Source organism: Pseudomonas sp. GW822-FHT05A08 (assembly GCF_058800485.1).
Genome location: NZ_CM179511.1, coordinates 3,277,395 through 3,300,317, shown reverse-complemented (window position 1 = coordinate 3,300,317; position 22,923 = coordinate 3,277,395). Strand labels below are relative to the sequence as shown.

General features: G+C 63.2%; 10 protein-coding genes. 1 reads left to right on the top strand and 9 read right to left on the bottom strand.

The features are described from left to right. Positions 1–4: 4 nt before the first annotated feature. The 5 genes from AC3RCP_RS14880 to AC3RCP_RS14860 form a co-directional block, all read right to left on the bottom strand. The gene (locus tag AC3RCP_RS14880; RefSeq protein ID WP_492570215.1) at positions 5–1,666 is read right to left on the bottom strand and encodes a ShlB/FhaC/HecB family hemolysin secretion/activation protein; all 1,662 of its coding nucleotides are present in this window, start codon (positions 1,664–1,666) and stop codon (positions 5–7) included. A gap of 74 nt (positions 1,667–1,740) precedes the next feature. Beyond that, positions 1,741–2,352 (bottom strand): transposase, encoded by a 612-nt coding sequence (locus AC3RCP_RS14875; protein ID WP_007928988.1) that lies wholly within the window; start codon positions 2,350–2,352, stop codon positions 1,741–1,743. A 388-nt stretch (positions 2,353–2,740) separates the two neighbouring features. Beyond that, positions 2,741–3,343: a GNAT family N-acetyltransferase gene (locus AC3RCP_RS14870; protein ID WP_101337819.1), complete on the bottom strand. Its 603-nt coding sequence runs from the start codon at positions 3,341–3,343 to the stop codon at positions 2,741–2,743. A 141-nt stretch (positions 3,344–3,484) separates the two neighbouring features. After that, positions 3,485–3,871, bottom strand: coding sequence for a hypothetical protein (locus tag AC3RCP_RS14865; RefSeq protein ID WP_101337818.1), 387 nt, complete (start codon positions 3,869–3,871; stop codon positions 3,485–3,487). Then, positions 3,865–5,340 (bottom strand): PAAR domain-containing protein, encoded by a 1,476-nt coding sequence (locus AC3RCP_RS14860; RefSeq protein WP_492570213.1) that lies wholly within the window; start codon positions 5,338–5,340, stop codon positions 3,865–3,867. The genes AC3RCP_RS14865 and AC3RCP_RS14860 overlap by 7 nt, the downstream gene beginning before the upstream one ends. A gap of 423 nt (positions 5,341–5,763) precedes the next feature. Here AC3RCP_RS14860 and AC3RCP_RS14855 point away from each other — a divergent pair, with 423 nt between their 5' ends. Further along, a complete protein-coding gene (locus AC3RCP_RS14855; RefSeq protein WP_492570212.1) occupies positions 5,764–6,027 on the top strand; it encodes a short-chain dehydrogenase in 264 nt (87 codons plus the stop codon). 186 nt (positions 6,028–6,213) lie between these two features. Here AC3RCP_RS14855 and AC3RCP_RS14850 read toward each other — a convergent pair whose 3' ends face one another. The 4 genes from AC3RCP_RS14850 to AC3RCP_RS14835 form a co-directional block, all read right to left on the bottom strand. After that, positions 6,214–6,849, bottom strand: a complete 636-nt coding sequence (locus AC3RCP_RS14850; protein WP_256593353.1) for a YajG family lipoprotein — start codon at positions 6,847–6,849, stop codon at positions 6,214–6,216. A gap of 206 nt (positions 6,850–7,055) precedes the next feature. Next, positions 7,056–19,658, bottom strand: a complete 12,603-nt coding sequence (locus AC3RCP_RS14845) for a filamentous hemagglutinin family protein (RefSeq protein WP_492570210.1) — start codon at positions 19,656–19,658, stop codon at positions 7,056–7,058. A 145-nt stretch (positions 19,659–19,803) separates the two neighbouring features. Then, the gene (locus tag AC3RCP_RS14840; protein WP_492570208.1) at positions 19,804–20,979 is read right to left on the bottom strand and encodes a substrate-binding domain-containing protein; all 1,176 of its coding nucleotides are present in this window, start codon (positions 20,977–20,979) and stop codon (positions 19,804–19,806) included. Between the two features lie 240 nt (positions 20,980–21,219). Next, positions 21,220–22,401 (bottom strand): substrate-binding domain-containing protein, encoded by a 1,182-nt coding sequence (locus tag AC3RCP_RS14835; RefSeq protein ID WP_492570206.1) that lies wholly within the window; start codon positions 22,399–22,401, stop codon positions 21,220–21,222. Between the last annotated feature and the right edge of the window lie 522 nt (positions 22,402–22,923).

Here is a 22,923-nt window from a genome sequence, read left to right as displayed (position 1 = left end):
AAGATCAAAACGTCGCCTGCACACTGAAGTGCACGCGCGAGTCCTGTTTCTGGGTGTTCGGTCCATCAAGCAGCGGGTAACCCCAGTCCAGGCTGCCGGAAAGCCATTTGCTCAAGCTGGCGCGGGTGCCCAGGCCGACGCTGGCCAGGCTGTAGTCGGCCTCCTGGTCGGGAAGCTCGTCGCGCAGGTACATCCGCGCGCCTTCGGCGAAGGCATAGAAGCGCCATTCGTTGACATAACCGCCCAGGTACTTGGCCAGGGACGGCGTGCGCAGCTCCTGGGAAAACAGGTAGCCGTCGTCACTGGTGCGCTCGGCCGCCAGGTAGCCGCGCACCGAGGTGGCGCCGCCGGCGGAGAACTGCTCGTTGGACACCAGCGGCCCCGAGGCCAGCTGGAACGCCGCCTTGGACCCGGTCTGCCAGTCGTTGGCGAAGGTGTAGGTGTAATTCAGGTCGCCCTTGAGCACGGCGAAACTGGGGTTGGCGCGGTAGCGCTTGTAGTCGAAGTCTTCGTCCGAGCTGCCATAGCCGAACAGGCTGCGGGTGCCGGCCACCAGGCTCAGGCCGAGGCCCAGCTGGGAAGTCTCGGTGTAGCGGAAACCGTTGTAGGCGAAGGTGAACGGTGCGTACTTGAGCGGCACCTTGTCGCTGTCGCCGCCCAGGCTCAGCTCTTCCTCGAAGTCCTTGAAATCCACTCCGACCGAGAACGAATTGGCCCAGGCGCCGCTGGCCGGCAGGCTATAGATCAGCGACAGGCCGTAGGAATGCCCTTTGCCCAGCACGTTGCTGCCGCCGATGGTGGCGACGTTGCTGTCGGACTGGTAGCCGGCGAACTGCAGGCTCCAGCGCTCGTTCAGCGGCGCGGTGTAGGAACCGGACCAGACCTTGGCGTTGTCCTGGTCCTCGGGCGCGGTGAAATAGGTCAGGGAAATGCTGTGGCCCAGCTGCCAGAGGTTGTTGTAGCCGAGGCTAGTGACCGCCCGCAGGTGCTTGGTGTCGGCGCTGTAGTCGTTGTTCAGGCCGACGCTGGCCTGCCACGGGTTCTGGTCCTCCACCTGCAGGTCGACGTCCATGGTGCCGGGGCGCTGGCCTTCGCGGACCAGCGGCATGACCTGGCGCCCGGGGGTCTTGTTCAGGCTCGCCAGCTGGCCCTGGACCTTGGCGAAGTCCGGCACCTCGCCTTCCTGCAGCGCCGGCACCTCGTCGCGGATTTCCACCGGCGAGTAATGCTTGGCCCCCACCACCCGCACCCGCCCGACCTTGGTCTCGCTGACCTGCAGGTAGACGATGCCGTCCTCGACCTTCTGCTCCGGCAGCTCGACGAACACCGACTGGTAGCCTCGGGCCTGGTAGACCTTCTGCAAGGCGTCGCGGGCGCCCTCGATATCGCTCAGGGCTTTCTGCGGGCCGAGGAAGGGATACACCGCTTCTTCGATGGCCCGGGCATCGAGCACGGTGTTGCCGCGCACGAAGTACTCATTCACATCCACCAGCCGCGCGGGCACGGCCGCGCCTTGCGATGCGCCGCCTTGCACCGATTCGCCCTCCACCGGGCCGCCCTCCTCGGCCAACAACGGCTGGCTCAGCGCGACCAGCGCCAGCCAGCCGCACACCGGCAGCCAGCGCCTGGTCGGCCCCGGCCGCCCCCTATCGAACAGATGCTCCACACCGCCCCCTAGATTTCCAAGAATGTCCAACCGCGTCGAAACCGCCGTCGCCGTCTGTACGGCGTTTGGCCGCCTCAATTGCTCAAGGTCGATGTCGTGGCGTGCTTGGCCAGCCAGCTGTGCAGCAGCGCGAAGTTCAACGAGAACTCGGGCATTTGCAGCAAGGCGCCACAGAACACTTCACCGATGATTTTCTGGATCAGCAGCACCGCCCGCGCATCGTTCAACAGCGTGGCGATATCGCGGCTCAGCACGCCGAGGCTCCAGACCTTGTGGTTCAGGTCCAGGCCGACGAACCAGCGAAACAGCAGGTTGTAATTGAGCTGCTCGTACAGCTGCTGCTCGCCAGGCACCGAGTACAAGAGCTGCAACAGCAGGATGTGCATCACCGTGCGTGGGGCGATAAGCATGCCGGGCTCGGCATCCAGGCCCTGGAGGATGTCGCGGTGCTGGTCGAGCAAGGCGTCGATCTGCGGGCGCAGCAACACCAGCGAATGGCCCGGCGGGATGTAGCTCGACACCTCCTTCAAGGCGCCCTGCCAGTCATCCTGGGAAACGATCCAGACCCACGGCGCCCCGTAGCGATAGACCGATACCGGCTTCTTGCGCGCGGCTTCGACTATCTTCGACAGCCGCTGGTCCAGCTCCTGCATGCCCACTTTCGCGTAGCGTTCCATAGTCCCCATCACCTCACTCCCGGCGTCCCGCCTCGGCTCAGAACAGTGGCCAGAAGGCCCCCTCAAGCGCGTCACATATCCATGACGGGACTGGCGAAGTGCTACCGAACTTTTGTCACAAAAGCTTCATTCACCAGAGAGTGGGGTTTGTTCGCGATGACAACGCTGAGAGCACCGGGTACTCGAATCGGGTAGGGGATATCCAAGAAAGAAGGAGGTCCCGTAAGACCAATCCAGATAGTCCTGACCCGCCAGGAGACGAGTCGCAAAAGGCTGGAGCCTCGCGTTCATCGGGGCTCGAGAACGTGTAGGAGCGAGGCTTGCCCGCGATGGCGTCGGCACTGTCGCCGATAAGCTGGATGGACGACACAAGACTCCCAGCCCACCACCATCGCCGCTATAAAAACTGCCCGTCTGGCAGGTCCAGATCGATGCCCCCACTGGCCAATGCCGACGCCGCCGCCCTGGCCTTCGCCGAAAACAGCCGCAACAGCACGACCTTCCCCAGCGTATCGCTGCGCAACGCCCCATCGTGCCGGTTGCCGATCAGGACCACATCCGGCGCAATCGTCCAACCACCGGCCCGGGCATAGAAACGCGCCAAAGGTGGGTCACAGGTGAAGACGCCAATATCGAGATGGCTGTGCTCCATACAGCGGGTGGCCGCAGCGACTGTCCTCAGCCCCAGGCCTTGTCCCTGACAGTCAGGATCGGTCATAACACAACTGAGCCCGCCAATCTCGAAGGTATCGCCGCCATGCTCGATGGTCTTCATGGCAACGGCGGCATAGCTGACCACCCTGTCAGACGCGCAGATATAGAACGAAAATGCGTCGAACACAGGATCGTGCAGCGCTGCGACCGCTGCTTCTTCAGGCGCATCCGGCTCGGGATAGACACGTTGCTGCAACAAGGCAAATGCTCGCTGCAAGGCCGAAGAGGCCCGGTTGTAGGCAATAGCATCGACAGCCCCCGGTTGCGAGGGCTTGAGGTCTGTCATGGGTTTGTCCTTGTCTGGAATGATCTGGTGGATACAGCGATATGCTTGCATGCCGGTTTACTGAAATTGATCAGACAGGGTGGCATTTCCCATACTGAACATGAAAAGCGCTCGCTCGGCAGTCGCTCCTTATAGTTGTATTTAACCTCTAAGAATTTTGACTGCGATAACTTCCAGGAAAAGACTCGCCAACAACACCCATCCGATGTACTGCAACATCAGCAATCGCCCCTTGAGAGGCTCCGGAAAGTTCTCGATATCCCCCTTGTCCAACGCCCCATGTTTAATGAGATATTTCGAGAACAACAAACAGTTGCCCACTCCCGCCACCATCATCATCTTCCCCCAAGGCCCCATGAATAGATAAAACCGATAGCTATTGATCAGCGAGCAGTTCTTGACCGCCTCCAGAATGCTATCCATGCGGGTATAGCCTAAATAAAAGTAGTACCCAATCAGGGTAAACATTCCGAGAAACGTAACTCCAATAAACACACCCAGAACAATATGCGTTGTGGTGATTACCACGTATTTACTCCCTCATAAATCAGCTCTCCCAAAAACTCTCCGGCTGACTCTCCGCCTTTAGTGGCAAAGTAGCTCCCACCACCTGCCACTACCAAGCCACAGACTACAGAGCCAATACCACCCGTAGGGACTCCAATCGCCAAACAAACTCCTCCCGCGCCACCCAGACCGATTAATCCCCCCAAAACGGCACCACCGGCCACTCCCCCCGTAAAACTTCCGGCTTCTGTAAAGCGTACCTTCTCACAAGCCTGCTTATTCCCTGCTAAGCAAACGTCCTGAACCTTCACATAAGACGCTCCACCGCCCAACGCTGTCCCAAGCCAACCGCCCCACTTGATTACCTTGGAGGCTGTTGCAACACCTTCAATCTGTGTTGCGTATCCCGGTATCTGTCCCACCGCGCCTGCCTGAGTCCAGCGATGCACCAAGCTGCGGCTTGAAATATTCAAGGCACTCTTGAGTTTGGGGTGATCAGGGAAGGCAATGCTCATTTTCGTGACGGTTGTCAGGTTAGCGTCCAACTGCACGAACAGCTTTTTTCTTTCACTGAAGAACTCGACGCTACGAAGGTGGCCGTCTCGCAGGAAGAACTTCTGATGAAGCGCTTCGATATCCAGCAACGTTCTTTTCAAGCTATCCATATGGTTACCAACGGCCGCCGTGCTGACACCTAAGGCAGTCGAACCATAGGACAGTATCGATTCAACTTGCGCCCGATACTTGAGCATAAAAGCCGCTTCCCCATCGCTCATAGACGCCAAGGCCGCACCGACCTTCTCCGCCGCTTCCATCAACAGCGCTTCTTCGCGAGTGCACTGGTAGTTGTCAGGATGACTGAGCACGACGAGTTGCCCAGGTTTGGCATCGTTTGAGAGTTGAGGATTGAGCCGACGGAATTTCTCCAGCACCGCCTTATCGGCTTGACCGAACAGCACCGTCTCCAGCGCAGCTCGGCTCATGGGCGTTTGCACGATATGAAACCCCGGCTCGACCAGATGCTGCGTGTCCTGCACGGACAGCGGCGGTGAAACGATATCGCCGTGAGCAACGCTCAGGCCGCGCACCTGATCCCGCGGCACCGCATCGGCAAACTCGTTTTGCGGGTAGCCCTTATGAATGGCGTCGGCCCATCGCTGGGTATTGATCACCGCCGGCCCGACGCAATCGCTGTCGAGCGGGATGGTCGGCTGGTTCCCGGAGCAGACCGTCCACTGAGTGGCGACCAGCCGGTTGGCCCCGTTCGGACAGCCGCATTGCACCAGGCCGCCCTCCACCGCCGTGGCTTGCTGGTCATCCACCCAGGTGTGATGGCCTTCGGCGATAAAACCGACCGTCTGGCATACCGGGCACCAAGCCGGGTCGGCAATGCGGGCCACTCTTTGATTCACGACAAAGGTGGTGCCCGAGCCGGCGATGACCTTGCCGCCGGTTGTGGTGGGGTCGCCTTCCCTGATGACAAAAGCCATGGCGTACGTTCCTGGTGAGGGATAGGCCCTCGAACGTAACGACGCATAATCGACTGCTGAATCAGGCGATCCTGAAAAGCTTGCCCCTCTGAAACCCGCGCAGAACAAAGGACAACGGACGGCGATTGGCCCTACACAACTTGCAGAAAGTGCTGACTTGTCCGCCCCGGAAACCGCGTCCTATATTCCTTGCTCGCCCATAAGGCGACCGGGTTTGGCGACCTGGCCACTCATCTACAAGCAGTCACGCTTGCAATCTTTGCCATCGAGCCTTTATGTTCGCGGCGATCTTTTATGGCGGCTGTGCGCGGGAGATCTTCGGATCTGCCGATTTGTGGATGGTCGGTTCGCCAACCTGCGTGCAGCTGCCACCCTTTCGTTTGGCGACGACGGCAGCTCCTCTCATCCGCGAAGGAGTACCCCATGAACAAGCAATACATCCCCCTCACGGGCATCGACAGCCTCATCCCCTGCCTGCTGATCGACAAAAACACCCCACTCGACGTCCTCCACGCCAACAGCGCAGCCCGCCTGCAGGCCGTTACCCAAGTGCTGGAAAGCCTCGCCCGCCTCGACCTGAAAGACGCCGACGGAACCGACCTGCAACACCTGGCCAACGCCGGCGCCATCCTGCTGCGTGATAGCTGCGACCTGCTCGACGTCATGGGCTGGCGCCTGCAGGCCTGACACCCGGTACCTGTAGCCGCTGCCGCAGGCTGCGATCGACTGCGCAGCAGGCGCAAGGTTTTGGGATCGCTGAAGGCCTTCGGCCTTATCGCAGCCTGCGGCAGCGGCTACAGAGCAAGCGTCGGGAAACTAAGCGCTCGGGCCCCCATCAGCCTGCGGGCGCCCGACAATTGAACAACCCTGGATTCAGAGCTGCTTGGCCATGGACTCGCTGATGGCCTGCAAACCAGCCTCGGTGATCAGTTTCCAGTCATTCTCGGTAATCATCTGCATGCCTTCGCGTTTCAAGGTCTTGACCTCGACAGGCGCGGACGCGCTACCGGTGTCCACCTTCAGGTGCGATTTGTTGTTCACCGCAACGGAGAACGCACCCGGCGACATCCATGACCAGAACTCGACCACATGCACGGTGATGGTCCTGGCATCCGGCGCTTGCTCGGTGCTCGGCACCACTTGATAACCGGCTTTGCCATAGGCTGCGCCGATGCTCTTGGCAATCAGCGCGCTAACCTTGACGCCCTCCGGCAACAGCACATCGCCCAGGCCCATGCCATAGCTATTGCGCTTGCGCGCAATCGCGCGCTCGGTGATCGCCTTGTCGTCGATCTCGCCATTCTTCAACGAAGGAATGTCGGCACTGCGCGGGTCGGCTTCAAAACGACGCTCGTCGAGCACATTGATCACCACCTTCTGGCCGTTGCCACTGGACACTTCAGGTCCATCGATATCCACCACCGAACGGCTGGTGGCGCAGCCGAACAAGGTCGTGGCAACCAGCAGCAAGCTTGCGAGTTTCAGGTATTTCATGGCGACTTCAATCATTGGCATCCATCCAGTTCCGATTCAGAAAACAAGGTCGCCCGACGCCGCCAGGCGTATTCGGGTGGCGCAGGATAATGTGCAATGCCATTAATTTGCCACTACCTAAATCATAAATCGTCGCAAAGGCGGCGACCGACCATCGCTAGAGGTGCAGACAAAAAAGGGGCGATCAACGATCGCCCCGAACTGTGTTGCCACGAGAGAACCTATAAGGTCAGTTGCCGCCGCTCCTCCTCGGTCAACTGCTGGCGCGCCTGATCGCTCAGCGGCCCGGCGCCCAGCACCTGCACCGGGCTGTCCGGGTTGTAACCGGGGTTGGCCCGGCTGGCGCCATCCTGGGTCGGCGCCAGGCGTTCCTGGCCGAAACTCAGGACCTGCACGCTAAACACCGACGGCATGTTCTGCCGCGCCGCCGCCTGCTGCTGGCGCGCCACATCCTCGGCGGCCTGGGTCGCCGAAGACGCCGCCGAACTGGCCGACGTCAGGGCCCCGGTGTTGACCGACGCCACCACCGGAATCCCCGAGGACTTGCCCTGGGTCTGGATGTTCGCCGCGTTCACTACCTGCAAGGCCGCGATATTGACGTTACCCGAGACCCGGATCCCGGCCTCGCCGGCATCGATGGTGCCCAATGGCGCGATCAGGTCGATATCCCCCGGCGGCACTTCGGCAATCGGGTTCAGCGTAGCGATACCGGCCCCGGTGCTCGGCACCGACGGCGACAGGGTCACGTTGCCCCAGTTGTCGTAGACCCTTCTGGGCGGGGTGTAGACCACGGTGGTCTTGGAACCGCGCCCGGCGTTGATATCGCCTTCGGCCGACCAGCCGAGGATCGAACCGCCGAAGGTGGTCATGATCCGGCTCTGGCCCAGCAGGATACTGCCTTTGGAGTACAGCTGAATGTCGCCCTGGCCCTGGGTGATCACCCCCGCCGTGGACGGCGGTGCCTCGCCCTCGATGCCAAACACCTGCTGCCCGCCCGGGGTCAGCACCTGGATATCGCCACCGAAGTCGGTGTGGATCCCCGAACCGCCATAGAGGGTGACATCGCCGTCATACCGGATGCTGTTGCCCGCCACATCCTTGCTCGGGAACAACGCGGCAATCGCCTCGCGCCCACGGCGATAACTTCCGCTACGCTCGCCACCGACGGTGTTGTATTCGCGGCCCCCGGCCTTGAGTTCGGCGAAGTAGATCTGCCGGGCGAAGACATTCTGCTGTTCCACCGACAGGCTGGAGAAATACCCCAGGGCCTGGTCTTCGCCGGCACTGTAGCCGAAGCGTTGGCTCAGCCACTGGTTCAGCTCGCTGGCATAGTCCTTCAGCGCCGCTCCCGGCTGCAGATAATGCGCCAGCAAACCCTGGTAATTCGGACCCTGGGCACCCGCCCCGGCGATCAGCGCGATCGAGGCGCCGCCATCGCGTACCCGCGCTGCCGGATCGACATTGCCGATACTGTTGAAGGCACTCTCCTGGTACAGCTGCCCCACGCCCGGGCCCGAGCCATACAGGTTGCGCCCGGCACTGACCTCCAGCAAGCCGGGCCCGGCGATATTGAAGGTACTCAGGCGGATGTCGCGCCCAGCGGAAACCTGGGAAATCTCATCGGGCCTGCTGTGCACGATCAGGTTGCCGGTGGATCGCCCATCACCCGCTCCATTTACTCCAGTAGGCACAACGGTAGAGACATTCAACGGCACACCGGAGTTGACGATATCGCGCCCGGCCATCACCCGCAGCGGGCCGCTGCCCTCGTAGCGCACCTCGTTACCCGACGCAGGATAACGAATCACTTCACCGGTACGCAGGCCGACGATATCGCCCTTGACCGCATAAAAACGCACCGGCTCGCGCGCGGCGTACGGCTGGGAGCTGAAGGTATTGATGCCAAAACTGAACAACGGAAAATCGCTCGGCGAGACATAGACCCCAGTGCCGTAGTTGTCGTAGAGCGGGTTGATATTAATCCCGTTGTAGCCGGCGAAACCTGGACGCAGCGGACTGGACAGCAGTGCCGGGTCAGCCCCGGACTGTGTCACCGCATAACCGCCGGCATAGATAGAATCGGCGGCGATCAATTGCAGCTCGGCATTGGCCGAAGGCGCGGTCATCAACGAGAAACCCGATGCCAGGCCGCTGATGCCCCTGGCCGACGGCCCGTAATAGAGACTGCCATTGGCCGCGGTGGCCCGCAGGATCGACGGATAGACAAAACGTCCGCCAGAGGTCGAGGTATTTGTATTTGCACTCTCGGCAAAGAAGCCACTAACGATCGGTGTCACGTTACCGCCGACGCTGAGCAGGTCGATGGCGGTATTGTCGGTCCACAAGGAGAACTGGCTCAGGCCACCACCACTGTGGTAGGCACCGTCACGGTCGGTATAACCGGTGGAGTTCTGCATCACCACCCGCCCCGGATCGCCCACTCCCTGCAACACCAGGTCGCCACGGCTGTCCAGACTGACGCCGGCATCTCCCGGCATCAGGGTCACGCCGCCGCGGGCCGCGGCCAGGGTGGACACATAGGCGTCATAGGCCCGTGACTCTTTCGGATCCTGGCTGGCTCCATAGCTGCCATAGGTCAGGCCCAGCGCCCCGATCGCCCCGGCCTGCAACTGCAGCGAACCCCGCAGGTTGGCCAGCACCCCGTTCAGATCGGCGGTGGCATCAATAGACGCGCGCGCCGCCTGGGACGGGTTAAGCTCGCCGCCGACACGCAGCCGCAGGTCACCGCCGCCGGTCGACACCAGGCTGCCATCGGCGGCGACCCGGCCACTGCTGCCCACGACCAGCACCAATCCCTGGCTGCGCTCCACGGCCGCACCCAATGTTCCAAGCTGTTCCGAGATCAGGCCGGCATCCCCGCCGACATCGACGTTCAGGTTACCGCCTCCGAGGGTGCCGATCCCGGTGAAACCCGTCAGGTAAGGATCACTCGCCCCGGTAGAGGGTTGCTGGGCGAAGCTGCCGAAGTTGACCCACCAGGCGGTGGGAATCTGCGCAGCTGGATCGGACGTGGCGCCGGTGCCTTGCCGCCACAACCAGTTGCCCAGGGAAGCCGAGGCTTTCTGCGGCGCACTGACACCACTTGAGTCTCTCTTGGTACCCAGCGAGTCGCCGAGCAGATTGCCACCGACCGCCAGTTTGAGATTACCGCCCTGTTCCGGGTACCAGGCCTGATAGGCACTGCCTGTGGTCAGCGATTCATAAGCCGCACCCGCGGTGCCCAGCACACTGCCATCGGGTTGGCGGCCACGGGCCTGCTGATAAGGGTCGTTGGCGCCCGGCGCCAACGAGGCCGACTGGGCGCCGGCGGTGTAGACGCCGAACAGCGAATGCATATTGAAATCGCCGGCGCTGAGCAGGTCCAGATCCCCGGTCCCGGTACGCAAGACGCTGAACAGTTGGTTGCCGACCGTGACCTTGGTGCGTACGGGATCCGTAGGTCCAGGCTCCTCCGGAATGGTTGCCACAACGCACGCGTCAGGAACCCAGGTACAGAAGTCCAGCATATCGGGTGGCACCGGATCGCCCGGCGTGCCGAAATTGCTGGTCGGCGACCAGACCAGCTGCGTCTTGGCCGGAGCCGGCATGCACGCATCGGGCACCCAGGTACAGAAGTCCAGCATTTCGGGTGGAACCGGATCGCCCGGCGTACCGAAATTGCTGGTCGGCGACCAGACCAGTTGCGTCTTGGCCGGAGCCGGCACACACGCATCAGGAACCCAAGTACAGAAGTCCAACATCTCGGGTGGAACCGGATCGCCCGGCGTGCCGAAATTGCTGGTCGGCGACCACACTAACCCCGTGCCACCATCACCTCCACCCCCTCCGCCACCGGTCTGCTCGCGCTTGGCCAGGTAATGCCCATCGGCCAGTTGCAAGCTGCCCGCCTCCGCGTGGGGACGGGTAAGACGGGTGTCGGCCGCCTCGGTGTCGGCCCCCGCTACCCAGCGCATCGACCAGGATTGCGAGCCTTCCGGCAGCAGGCTCGCCACCGCCCAGTTACGCCCCTGGACACCGTTGTTGACCGGACGCAGTTCGATCAGATCGACGCCTTCAGCCAGCTTGACGTCGGTGCCGGAAGGAATCAGCGCGCCAGTGGCCAGCGCCATGGCCCCGCGCAGCGTCAACCCGTTGCGGGGCACCGCGACACCCTTGGGCCAGATGCCGTCCTTGACGGTGATATCCATCGACAGCCGGGTACCGGCATCCAGGCGGGTGTCGGCAGGCAGGGTGACCGCCTCGCTCAACAAGGTCCCGGCGGCATACAACAGATTGCCGCCAGCATCGTGGATGGCCGCCTGCAGCAAGGTACCGGCAGGCAGGTTCAGCGCCTCGCCCAGGCTCATCGCGGTCGGTAACTCGAGCCCCGCCGGCAGGCTGCCACCCTTGAACGGCAGGTCGTAGTTGAGCAGGCTTCCGGCCGGGTACAGGGTGCCTTCGGCCAGTTCGACGCCAGCCCCTGGTACCACCAAGTCGGCACCGAACGGCTGTTTCCCGGGAATCAGCAACCAGCCGTTGCCATCGGTACGCTCTGCCGGATCGCCCGCCTCCGGCGGTGCGAAACCATCGCTGATGCTGCCGTAGATATTCAAGTTGCCGCCGGCGCGCACGACTAAACTGCCCGGCTCGCCGGAGCCATATATATCGGTCTTCTGCGTATTACGGTTGAGGCTGGCGTAGCGATAACCGGAGAGGTCCAGGTCACCCTGCACCAACAGATCGCCATCCGGCGTCTTGCTGAGGATTTCCACCCCGGGCCGCAGGTGCAGCGCATCGGCGTAAGTCGTATTGTTCAGGCCGGCCAGCTTGCCGTTGAGCAGGTTGCCGTTGGCCAGGGCGGCATCGATGAATGCCTGGCTGTCGAGGTGCTTGGCATTCAGGTAGTCCTGATCGATCACCTGGTAAGGCCGCCCGTCCACCGCCGGCGTGCTGCCGTCGCGGGCATCGGTGTAGCGGGCGATCGCGTTGACGCTGATCGAGCGCGCGCCTAGCACCGACAGGTTGCCGGAGGCATCGATGGCGATATCACCGTATCGCGGATCCTCGGTCCGCAGCCGCGGGGCATTGAGTTCCAGGGTGCCACGGACCCGACCGTCATTTTGCCCGGGGGCATTGCCCAGCGGCGCGTCGGTGCCGTGACGCAGGTCGAAACGCGCGCCGCTAGCCAGGGTCAACTGGCCGTCCCCCGAGTCGAGTTCGATCAGTGCCCGGTTGGGGCTGTCGATGATCTTGCCGTAGCTGTCGACCCGCAAAATGCTGCCGTGGGTATCGAGCAGTGCGCTACCGGCAACGGTCAGGCCCTGCTTGGCCGCCAGGCGGATACTGCCGACCTGCTGGCCGCTGGCATCGACGGTACCGACCACCGTCAGGCTGCCGTTATCCACCGAGACATTGATCTCATTGGCCTTGAGTTCGTTGCCGATCACCAGGTCGCCTTGCTTGAGCTGGAAACTGCGCGAGCCGAAGACCTGATCGCGGCTCAGGCGCGTGTTGAGCGCGGCGAAATCCCCCAGGCTCTGCCCGCGCAAATTCACCGCGCCACCGGCATAAGGCACCAGGGTGCCGCCGGCGTTGTAGCTGCCGCTGGCGGAGCCGAGGATCCGTCCTTGCAGGTCGATCAGGCCGGCATCGGGGTCAAGGGCGATCGCGCTCAGCAGGCCGGCGCGATTGTTGCGGGCGCTGAGGTCGACGGTCGAACCGGCGGACTGGCGGATATTGCCGCCACGGCTGTCGAGGATCAGGTCACCGCCCCAGCTGTACTTGCGCACATCGTTGAGGACCACCTCACGCCCGGCCAGGTCGACCAGGGCATTATCCGCCAGCACCACGTCGCCGCTGGCGCCGAGGGTGAGCTTGCCGCTGGGCAGGCGGACCGTGCTGTCGAGCAGCAGGCCACCGGCCTCCAGCTGCAATTCAGCCCCCAGCGCCGCGTTGTCGGCCGCGGCGGCCGGCAGCCCGGCGATACCCGCCACCGTCAGCATGCCACCGGCGGTGATGCGGTTGACCGAGCCCGCCTCGCCAGTCCACAGCGGCGTATTCACCCGCAGGTCGCCGCCACTGTAGCTATAGCCTTTGCCGCTGACATAGTCGCCACGCGACTGGTACACCTGCAGCGCGCCCTTGTGGTTGGCGGTGATGCGCTGGCTGGCGGTCAGGTTGACCTGGCCGAAGCCCAGCGCCAGGCGCTGCGGGTTGTCGAGGTTGTTGGCCTGGGCATTGGGGCCATAACCGAACTCCAGCACCTGGGTCTGGATATCCAGTACCCCGCTGCCGCTGCCTGGCCCGGTCAACAGCGGCGCGCCAGGCGGCGTCAGCGCACCGTTCCACACCAGGGTGCCGGTGCGGATGCTGGCATGATCGCCGGCGGCGCCATAGCCGTAGATCGCCGGCGTGCCGAGGACCAGGCGCTGCAGGCTGGATTGGCCGGTCAGTGGGTCCAGGGTACTGAGGTCGACGCTTTCGTAGAAATTCACCGAATCCCGGGCATTGAGCACCAGGTTCTCCAGGGCTGGCGCACCTTTGAGGCTGTCGCCGCGCAGCAAACGGTCGAGCACCTGCTGGTTGAGGGTCAACCCCTGGGGCAGAGCTTGGCGTTGTTCGGCCGCCGCCAATGCCTGTGCCGAACCGATATTGATCGTGCCCACCGCCAACGCCAGGTTGCGCGTACCAAAACGCACCGACTCGTCGAGGCTGAAGACGTTGTCGGTAGCCGTGGTGATAGTGCCTTGCGAATAGAGTTCGGTGGTGCCGCTGCAATGGCCGGTGTCGCACAGCCCGATCAGGATCGACCCCGGACCATTTCCCGATTCACCCGCAGAAGGCGGTAGCACATCGAGCCAGCCGTTGGACACCGCCAGCAGGCTGTTGCGGCCCGGGTCGTAGACGAAGCCGCTACGGGAATCGAACGGCGCGCTGCCTTGGTCCAACGTGTTGATGCTCGCTCCCTGCTCGATCACGATGGCACCGGCCTTGGCATTGGTGACAAGGAACACTTCCCCGGCCTTGAGAGTGCTGCCCTGACGCAGACTGATGTCGGACAGGGGCGAGTTGAACATCACCAGATTGCCGCCCTGGCCGTAGGTGACCCCGGGCAGTGCGCCTATCGACAGACGCGGAACCTGCAAGGCATTCAGCGCTTGGTCGTAGAGCGAGGCCCCGGCGAAACCCGCAGTGGCCTGCTGGCCGACCGGCAGCACTTCGAGACGACGTGCACCGGCAAAAATACCGGCACTGCCTCCCAAGCCGTCTTGCGCCGGTTCAAAATTCGCCGTTCCGTCGAAACGGAAAGTCTCGGCCGGGTCGCCCACGCCTTTGAATGTGAGCTTGAGGGTCTTGCCATCGGCCTCGATCATCGGCCGCGGCACGCCCTTGAGCGCGGCATCGGCCTTGGCGAAGGCAGCGTAGCCGGTTTCGTTGTATTGCGAGTAGCGGCGCAGCACGTCCGCCGAGGTCAGGATCACCTGGCTGGACAGCGCATCGCGAACGTCGCTGTGGGCAATCGACCCCCCCCCCGAGGTGGCCCAGGAGCCGTTGCGCATGGCCAGGCTGCCGGCCATCTTGCCACTGCTGGCCAGGCCATTGAGCTCGACCCGGAACGCCCCCGGCAACAAGGCATAGCTCGATGGCAACAAGGTATAGGTGCCCGCCGGCAGCCCCGGAACCCCGGCGTCCAGGGTGATGCGCTGGCCAATCAGCGGATCGCGCACCCCGGCCTCGCCGGCCGGCGGCGCATAGTTGCGCTGCTCGCCCGGAACAATGGCGTAGACCGGGTTGGTGTCCAGCCCCGGCAATACCAGGCTGCCGTCCGCGCCGATCTGCACCAGCGGGTTGTAGCGCGCGTCGGTCGAGCCGCCACGCCCGGAAATGAAGCCGGCCCCGGCCAGTTCGCCACCACCGGACAGGTCGAGCACAGCCCCCGGTTGCACATCGATGCTGTGCCCGGTCATCGATACGCCCACTGACAACAGGTTGTTCGAGATACCGCCACCCACGCCGATCAGTTCGACATCCTTGCCGTTATAGCGATAGGACAGGCCATCGACAGTACCGCCATAAGGCATGTGCAAACCGACAGCACTGACCGAGGTAACACTGCCCGGCAACAACTGCAGGGTCTGGACATTGCCGACTTCCTCACCGAGGCTGAGCAGCCCCAGCGGCGCACGCAGCACCCCGCCCTGCAGCAGGGTACCGGCATCCAGGCTCAGCGAGCCGAACACCGAATATGGCAGGGCCGGCAGTGTGTCACTGGTGCGCCCGATACGCAGGGTGGAGTCCGCAGTGGTCTTGACCCGCGCCGTGGCCCCCGTGGTCGGGTAGATCTGCGCCGCCAGCAGGGCCAGGTCGGCGTTGCTGAGCAGTTGTGTAGCGATACGCTCGATATTGAGCGGCGAACCGCCGAGAAAACGCATGTCGCCACGGCTGCTCAACTGCGCCTGGGCAAAACCGCGGCGGTCGACCTCCAGGGCCGGGCCCTGCTGGCGCTCCAGCACACCGTGGGCGCCCAGGGTCAGGATATCGCGCAGGTCCAGCAGGTCCGCGTTGACCTCCAGCCGGGCCGCGCTGTCCTGTACCGACAGGCCACCCTGTACAGTCGGGCGTACCGCCACATCAGTACCTTGACTGGCCACGGCCCCCGCCAGGCGCACATACGGCGCATTCAGACTTACCCGGCTGTCACCCGGCGCGCCTTCGGCCAGCGCCAGGGAACCGGCATAAACCTGCAGGCTCTGCGCCAGGTTCAGGTCCATATCACCGGCGAACGACAAAATGCCGTTGCTCAGCAAGGTCAGGTTGGCGAAACCGCCGCTGCCGACTTTATCGACGTCCAGACGACCCTGGCCATAGCTCATCAGGCTATCCGTGGCAGCAGTATCGGCGCCCCGGGACAGGATCAACTCCCGCGGTACCCGCACCTTGTCGTCCACCGTGGCTCGATCGTACAGCGGGGTTTCCAGGGCCACCGACAGGCTGCCGCCGGCGGCGCCCACACCTCCAGAAGCCGCCTGGAACTCACCGTCCAGGCGCAGGCCGTTGTTCGAGCTCAGGGCAATACTGCCACCGGCGCTGCTCAACGTCGTGGCGCCCTGCCCGCGAATATCCAGTTCGGCCTGGGCGCCGTTGGCCAGAAGGCGCGCGCCCGGCTCCACCACCACGAACAGGTCCGGTGCACTGGCGGTGCCCTTGGCCGTATCGACACTGCCACCAATGACGATGCTGCCGGCGTCGTCGACCCGGCCATAACGCCGGCGCTGGGCATCCACCGCGGTTGCCGCGCGGGACGAGACATCCAGCAGCGCATGCTCGCCCAACAGGATCGAACGCTGATGAGGAGCTTCGGCGACCGGAATATCCGCCAATCCCACGGGTTTGATCTGGGTCAGCTGGATCTTCCCGCCCCAAGCGTCGAGTTGCCCGTCGACGCTCAACTGACCGACGCTGGCCAGGCTCAAGCTGCTGCCCGGATCGACACTGATCCGCGCGCCTGTGCCGATCAGCAGGGCCGTCGTTTCCCGCTCGCTGGCGGTGGACAGGATGCTGCCAGCCTGCAAGCTCAGGTTCGCGCCCTTGCGCTGGCTTAACAGGCCCTTGACCGGGTCCTGCTGATACAGCTCCGGGGTCCAGAGCGACAACAGTGCCTGTGGCGCACTGCCGGTCGCCGCGCCCTGTATGTTCTCACCGAAGTGGTACACCGGCATGCTGACGTCCAGCTGGGTGCCATCGCTGACGGTCAGTCCCTGGTTGCCGGTGATGTCGTAGGCCGAGAAGCCCTTGTTGAAGAAGCCACTGTCCAGCACCAGGCCAGCATCGTTGCCCGTCACCGGCTGGTCGCTGATGGTCACCTGGCCGGCCTGCAGGTTCAGGCGGCCACCGCCACTGACCCCATGACCACGCACCTCGCCGTCAAGGCTCAACACCCCATCGCTGCCGGAAGTGTTGGCGTTGGCCGCCAGGGTCAAGTTGCCGCCCTTGCCACCGCGTTGCTTGCCATCGGCCAGCAACGCGGCACCCGATGAAACGTCGATCAGACTGCCGGCCGCAAGCGTCAGGTCGCCGCCGCTGCGCAGGGACACATTGCCGCCATTGAGGTACGGCAGCACGCTGACGTCATTCGGGTTGTGCACCTGATTGCTCCAGGCGCCACGGGTGTCGAGGATCACGCCTTCGCCCACGCGCACGTTGGCGCGGCTACCGTCAAGAGCATCGATCCGGGTGTCCTCGACCCGGGCGCTGCTACTGATCTGCTGCAACACGTTGCCCAGGGCAATGTCGCCGCCACGGGCCGTCAGATTGGCATCGACCTCGACCTGCGGCCCGTACAGAGTGATGCTGCCGGCCGGTGCCACCTGCAGGTCACCCTCGACCTTGATACTGCCGGTGGCAGCGATCCTCACCGCCCCCAGGCTGAAGCCATTGAGCTGGTCGCTGTCCAGGTACAGGCGGCCTTCGCGCTCGGTGGCCACCGGGTCGTCCAGCCCCAGCCCGGCCGCGAAGAATTGGGCCTCGGTCCCCAGGACGATGTCCTGCAAAGTGCCGGCATTGGCGCGCAAGGCATATTGCAAGGTGCCGCTGCTTCTCACGTAGTAGGGCACATAGCTGCCGACCACCAGTTGCGCGCCACGGGCCACTGCGCTCGCTGACTGGTTGTAACCGTCCAGCCCGACCTGCGCGGCCTGTACCTGGCGCTCGCTCTGAAAAGTGTCGCCGACCACCTGGCCTTGCAGCACCGCGTTACGCGTGCCGATCACCAGGGTGCCGGCGTCACGGCCAACGCTGTAGCCCTGCTCGAAACGCTCTCGTGGCGCGATCAGCGGACTGTAGTAGAACTGGCTCTGGTTCCAGCGCTCGCTGTGATCCTCGTACCCCTGGTACAGGCCCTCGTAAAGTATGTCGCCAGGGGCGCTGGAGACTTCATAAAGTCGCCCGTCCGCGCCCTTGAGCCAGCTCTGCTTGACCATGCCGGACTGCACATCGAGGGTGCCGCCGGACAGGTTGATCTGCGAGCCCTGGAGAGTCACCAGGTCATTGCCGCTGAAAGACACCGTGCCGCCCTGGGCCATCCACTCACCCACGCTGTGCACTCGGGTGCCCAGGTAGCCGCCGACCTCGAGCAGGCCACCAGCGGTGTACCAGCGGTCCGAGGCATAACCATTGGTGCCGGCGGGCACGAACACCAGCTCACGGGTATCGACCCACACGTCCTTGCTGTTCAGGCTGCCCTGGTCGCGGTTGGCCGAAGCATCGCGCTGCTCGTTGCCCTGGACGTTGACCTTGATGCTGTTGGACTCCATCGCCACCTTGACGCCCAGCTCACCCGATACGTCGATGATCGCACCGTCGCCCACCCGGCTGCGCTGAGCCGCGCGAACGCCGACCTGGCCGCCGCTGGCGAGGGTGATCGAACCTTTCTGAAAGTCCACGGTGCCGGCGCTGTCGATGGCGATCAACGACTGGTCGCGGCGATAGCCATCGGCCGCGACTATCGGCGAGTTGTCGGCACTCAGCGGCTGCATCAGGCTGCTGCGCTGGCTGTCCAAAGCACTGCTGCTGTCCAGCAGGATCGCGCTGGTCGCGCCCTCGCCCAGGGTCACGCTGCGGCTGGCAGTCAGGTGCAGGGTGCCGCGCGAATCCACCGAGGTACTGGCCAGGGCCACACCGTTTTGCATTACGTCCTGACCGGTCAGACTGACGTCGCCCAGCGCCGCCTGCAACAGGCCGCTGTTGCTGACCTGGCCAGCGCCGCTGGCGAGCACCTGATTGCCGCGTACCGTCGAGTCGGCATTACCGTCGGTGCCCTGGCCCTTCTTGATCACGAAACTGCTGCCCGCGGCCAGAGCGGCCTGGCCTTTCTGGGTACTGATGGTCCCAGCGTTGTCCACTTCACTGCCCAGCAGCAGCACATAACCACCACCGGCGGTGGAACTGGCAGGTGCATGGGTTTCGATCCGCGCGCCCTGCTCCACTCGCACCTTGCCGCCGGCGTTGATGAAGGTTGGCGTCGTGCCCGGGCTGTACAGGCCATTGTTCCTGAATTGGCTGTCGTCGAAGGCGGTGGCCGCCGCCACCAGGTTGCGCACGTTGATCTGGCTGCTGCCGCTGAAGACGATGCCGTTCTGGTTGAGAATCAGCACCGTGCCGTCGGCTTTGATCGCACCCTGGATCTGGCTCGGCGCGGTCGTGTTATTGACCCGATTGAGCACCGCCCAGTCGGCGTTCTGCTGAAAGTCGACGGTGGTATTGCGCCCAACGTTGAAGGTGTCCCAGTTGATGATCGCCTTGTCCGCAGTCTGCTTGATCGAGACCTGGGTCTTGCCGCCGGCCTCGGTCTGCACTGGCGCCTCGACATTGGCAAACACCGGTTTGCCATCGGCACCGATTACCAGGTTCAGGCCATTGCCACCCAGGCCGTTATGGATGGTTTCCGGACTGGCGAAGGCCGTCGCACGGCCCGCCGCCTGCAACGCCTGCTGCGCGGCGATCGCCGCCACGGTGTTGTTGAGGTTGCTCAGCGAGCGCTGCAATTGCTGGTTGGCCTTCTGCTGTTGCGCCAGCGGTGGCGGTGCTCCCGGTACCAGCCCGCCCGGGCGGGTGGCATTGGTGGCCTGGGCCGAGCCCTTGGCGGCAAACCAGTTCGAACTGAACGCCGCGGGCTGTGCGGCCTGGGCCGAGCCCGCCAGCACCAGCAAGGCAATGGCTCGGGCCAGGGGGGTGAGATACAACGTGCCCTGCTCCAGTACGGAACGAGCGGATTCATGAGTAATGCCGCGAGGCGTCGGGTTCGAGTGTTTTTTATACAGACGCATCACTGATTGATCCTTTTTCCCATTGCACAGAGTTGGGCCGTACAGCCGCCCCAGGGCGGCGCTGCCGATACCTGTAGGCGGTTACAAAGGTTCGCGACCGAACTCTTGTCATGCAAAGTTCATATGCGCGTACGGGAGCAACGTCCTACGGACGCCCGATGCCATGACAGACGTTGACGTTGCCAATATCCAGGTTGTCGCCATAGGCGTTGTCGAGGAACACTTTCCTGATCTCCCCGGCCAGCCCCGACATCTGGCTGGCGGTTTGCGGCACGGTGACGAAAAAGTGCTGATAGATAGTCGAGGCTTTGGCCAGGCTGTACAGGTCGCCGAGAAACCGGCGAATTGCCTGGGCATCGGCGGGGTCGCGATAACACTGGCCGATCAGCAGGTTGGTGTAACCGACGATCGGGTACTGATTGCCCTGGGTTGGGACCGGCATCTGACCGCCCGCGCCGTACCCGTAGGACGGCACCCACTTCAATGGATTAGCCCGGTCCATGGGTGTCCCCGGCGGCGAGAAGTAGCCCAGGGCGTAGCGGGTATTGGCAACCGTGGGCAAGGGCGCGGTGCCGACGGCCATGGGCAGCTTGCTGACCCGCGCCGAGGTGGCGTTGTTATGGGGGGCCAGGTACTCGCTGGCGACATAACCGATGGTGCCCTCCCCGGCATTGATCGCCGCCACGACATCGGCACTACCGGCCACGGCCTGCCAGTGGCTGGGGAGCGGAGCAAAATTGGCCTGGGTGAACAGGCTGCTGACAGAAATCCTGCCGGGACAGGAGTCGTTGAGAAAACGCGTGAACAGCTCAGTGCTGCCACTGCTGCCGGAGCGATAGATGACCTTGATCGGCATTGTGTCGGCATTCCCCAGGACCGCGCCCCAGGTACTGACAGCGCCGGAAAAGATGTCGCACAACTGCGCTGCGGTGAGTTGCAGGGTGCTGGTACCGGACTTTTTATAGGGAATAGCCACCGCCATGCCCGCCACCGGAATCTGGATCAGCGGACCGTAGCTGGCGGACTGCGTGCTGTTGTAGGCCTGCAACTCGCTCGTGGTCAGCAGTGACTCGCTGCCGGCGAAATCCACCGAGGTCGCCAGCGGTAATCCCAGCAGCACCGGCGCATTGGTCAGGAAGGCCGCCTTTTCATCACCGCCGCCAATGCCGATATAACTGAAGTCGGCTGGCAGCAAGGCCGGCGTACCGGTATAGAGCCGCAGCGGCGAACTGGAGCCACCACCGACCACAGCCGCCATCGCCGGCTGAAAGCACACGCTCGCCAGCACCAGAACCGTTGCGAAGAGACTATGCCGTGACATGAGCAATCTCCTGATAACAATGGGGTTGAGCTCTGATACGACGGCACGAGTGACCCTGGCCATGCGCTATCGAGCAACCCGAACGGGGCAATAAAAGCTAGTGAGGGGAAGTCGCCCTGACTGCAAGATCTGCAGATCACCAGGGTTGGAAAAACAACATCGGTAGCGCCAACCAGGCCACTACCGATGGGTGTTCAAGTGGCCATATCCTGTGGCCGGGTGGAGCTTCCTGCGCGCGGCTTACAAACGACCTTTGCCGTTGCAAACGCTGATGTTGGCGATATCCAGGCCATCGCCATAGGCGTTGTCGAGGAAGGTTTTCTTGATTTCGCCAGCCAGGTTGGTCGGTGTTGCGCTGGTGTTCGGCACAACGGCGAAGGAGTGGGCGGCGATGGTGGAGTTTTTCACGCCGGTGTACAGGTCGGTCAGGAAGTTGCGGATGGCAGTGGCATCGGCAGCGGTCTTGTAGCACTGGCCTACCAGCAGGTTGGTGTAACCCACGATCGGGTACTGGTTGGCGCCTGTTGGTACAGCGGTGTCACCGGCGGCGGAACCGAAGGTTGGCACCCACTTCAACGGATTGGCACGCTCGGTAGCGTTAGCCGGTACTGGAGCAGTGCCCAGGGCCGCGGTGGTGTTGGCCAGGCTTGGCAGTGGAGCGGTACCGGCGGCTACGGCGTTTTTGCTGACGCGAGCAACCACGGCGTTGTTGTTGGCAGAGACATAGTCTGGGCTGACATAACCGATGGCGCCATCGGTGGCGTTGACCGCTGTCACCACTGCGCCGCTGCCGGAAACGGCTTGCGAGTTGGCAGGCTCGGCACCGATGCTGGCAACAGTGAAAGTGCTGCTGACACCGAACTGGGTAGGGCAGGAATCATTGAGGAAACGGGTGAACAACTCGGTGGTGCCGCTGCTGCCGGAACGGTAGATGACCTTGATCGGGGTAGCATCGGTGTTATTCAGGATCTGACCCCAGGTGGTCACTGCACCGGAGAAGATGTTGCACAGCTGTGCACCGGTCAGTTGCAGGTTGGTGGTACCGGATTTCTTGTACGGAACGGTGACCGAAGTACCGACCGATGGAATCTGGACCAGTTTGCCAAAGGTGGCGCCGTAGGCACTGTTGTAGTTGTCCAGTTCGGTCTGGCTGAGTACCGAATCGCTACCGGCGTAGTCCACTGGAGTACCGGCTGGCTGGTTGATTGAAGCAGGAGCGTTGGTCAGGAAAGCGGTCTTGCCACCGCCGCTGCCGACACCGGTGTAGCTGAAGTCTGCCGGCAGCAGACGTGGCAGAGGCGAAGCACCGTTGTAGAGCTTCTCAGGCAGAGTGGCACCGCCACCCACAACAGCCGCCATCGATTGGGCCGAAGCCAGAGCCGCTACGGCCAGGGAAGCTGCGATCATAGTGCGCTTAAACATGAAGAATCTCCTTTCGTCGTGTGTATACGGAGGTCAATGGTTCTTGCATGACGCCATGGCGCTCAGCTCCTCTGCCCTGCTCTGAGAGCGTTGTGCGGGGTGAGGCCATGGGTAAGAAGTTCGCAGTTTCCGGTGACAGATAAAGGAAAAAACCTCGGGAGAAAGGCCTTGATTTTCAAAAACTTTCTCGGGTGTTCGAGGGCCCTGGCACGGGCTTTTCGACGCAGGTGACAGCGAGGTGTCGCGGGGCCTTTTGCCAGCTCTTGGCCAGGCGCGGCGCGGGTCTTGGGCTGGGGGCGCTGGGGGTGGTTGTGCATGACAGAACGAGGAACCCGAGTTCGGCGGATTCGGCGCTCGGGTGGTGAGGACGAGGCGGAAAAAATTCTCCGGACCGAGGCTACCCCTGTAGGAGCGAGCTTGCTCGCGATGGCCCTGAACCTTGACGCGGTTCTTGCCGAAACATCCCGCTGCCTTGAGTCTTTTTCGCGAGCGAGCTCGCTCCTACAGAAAAGCGAGCCGGCA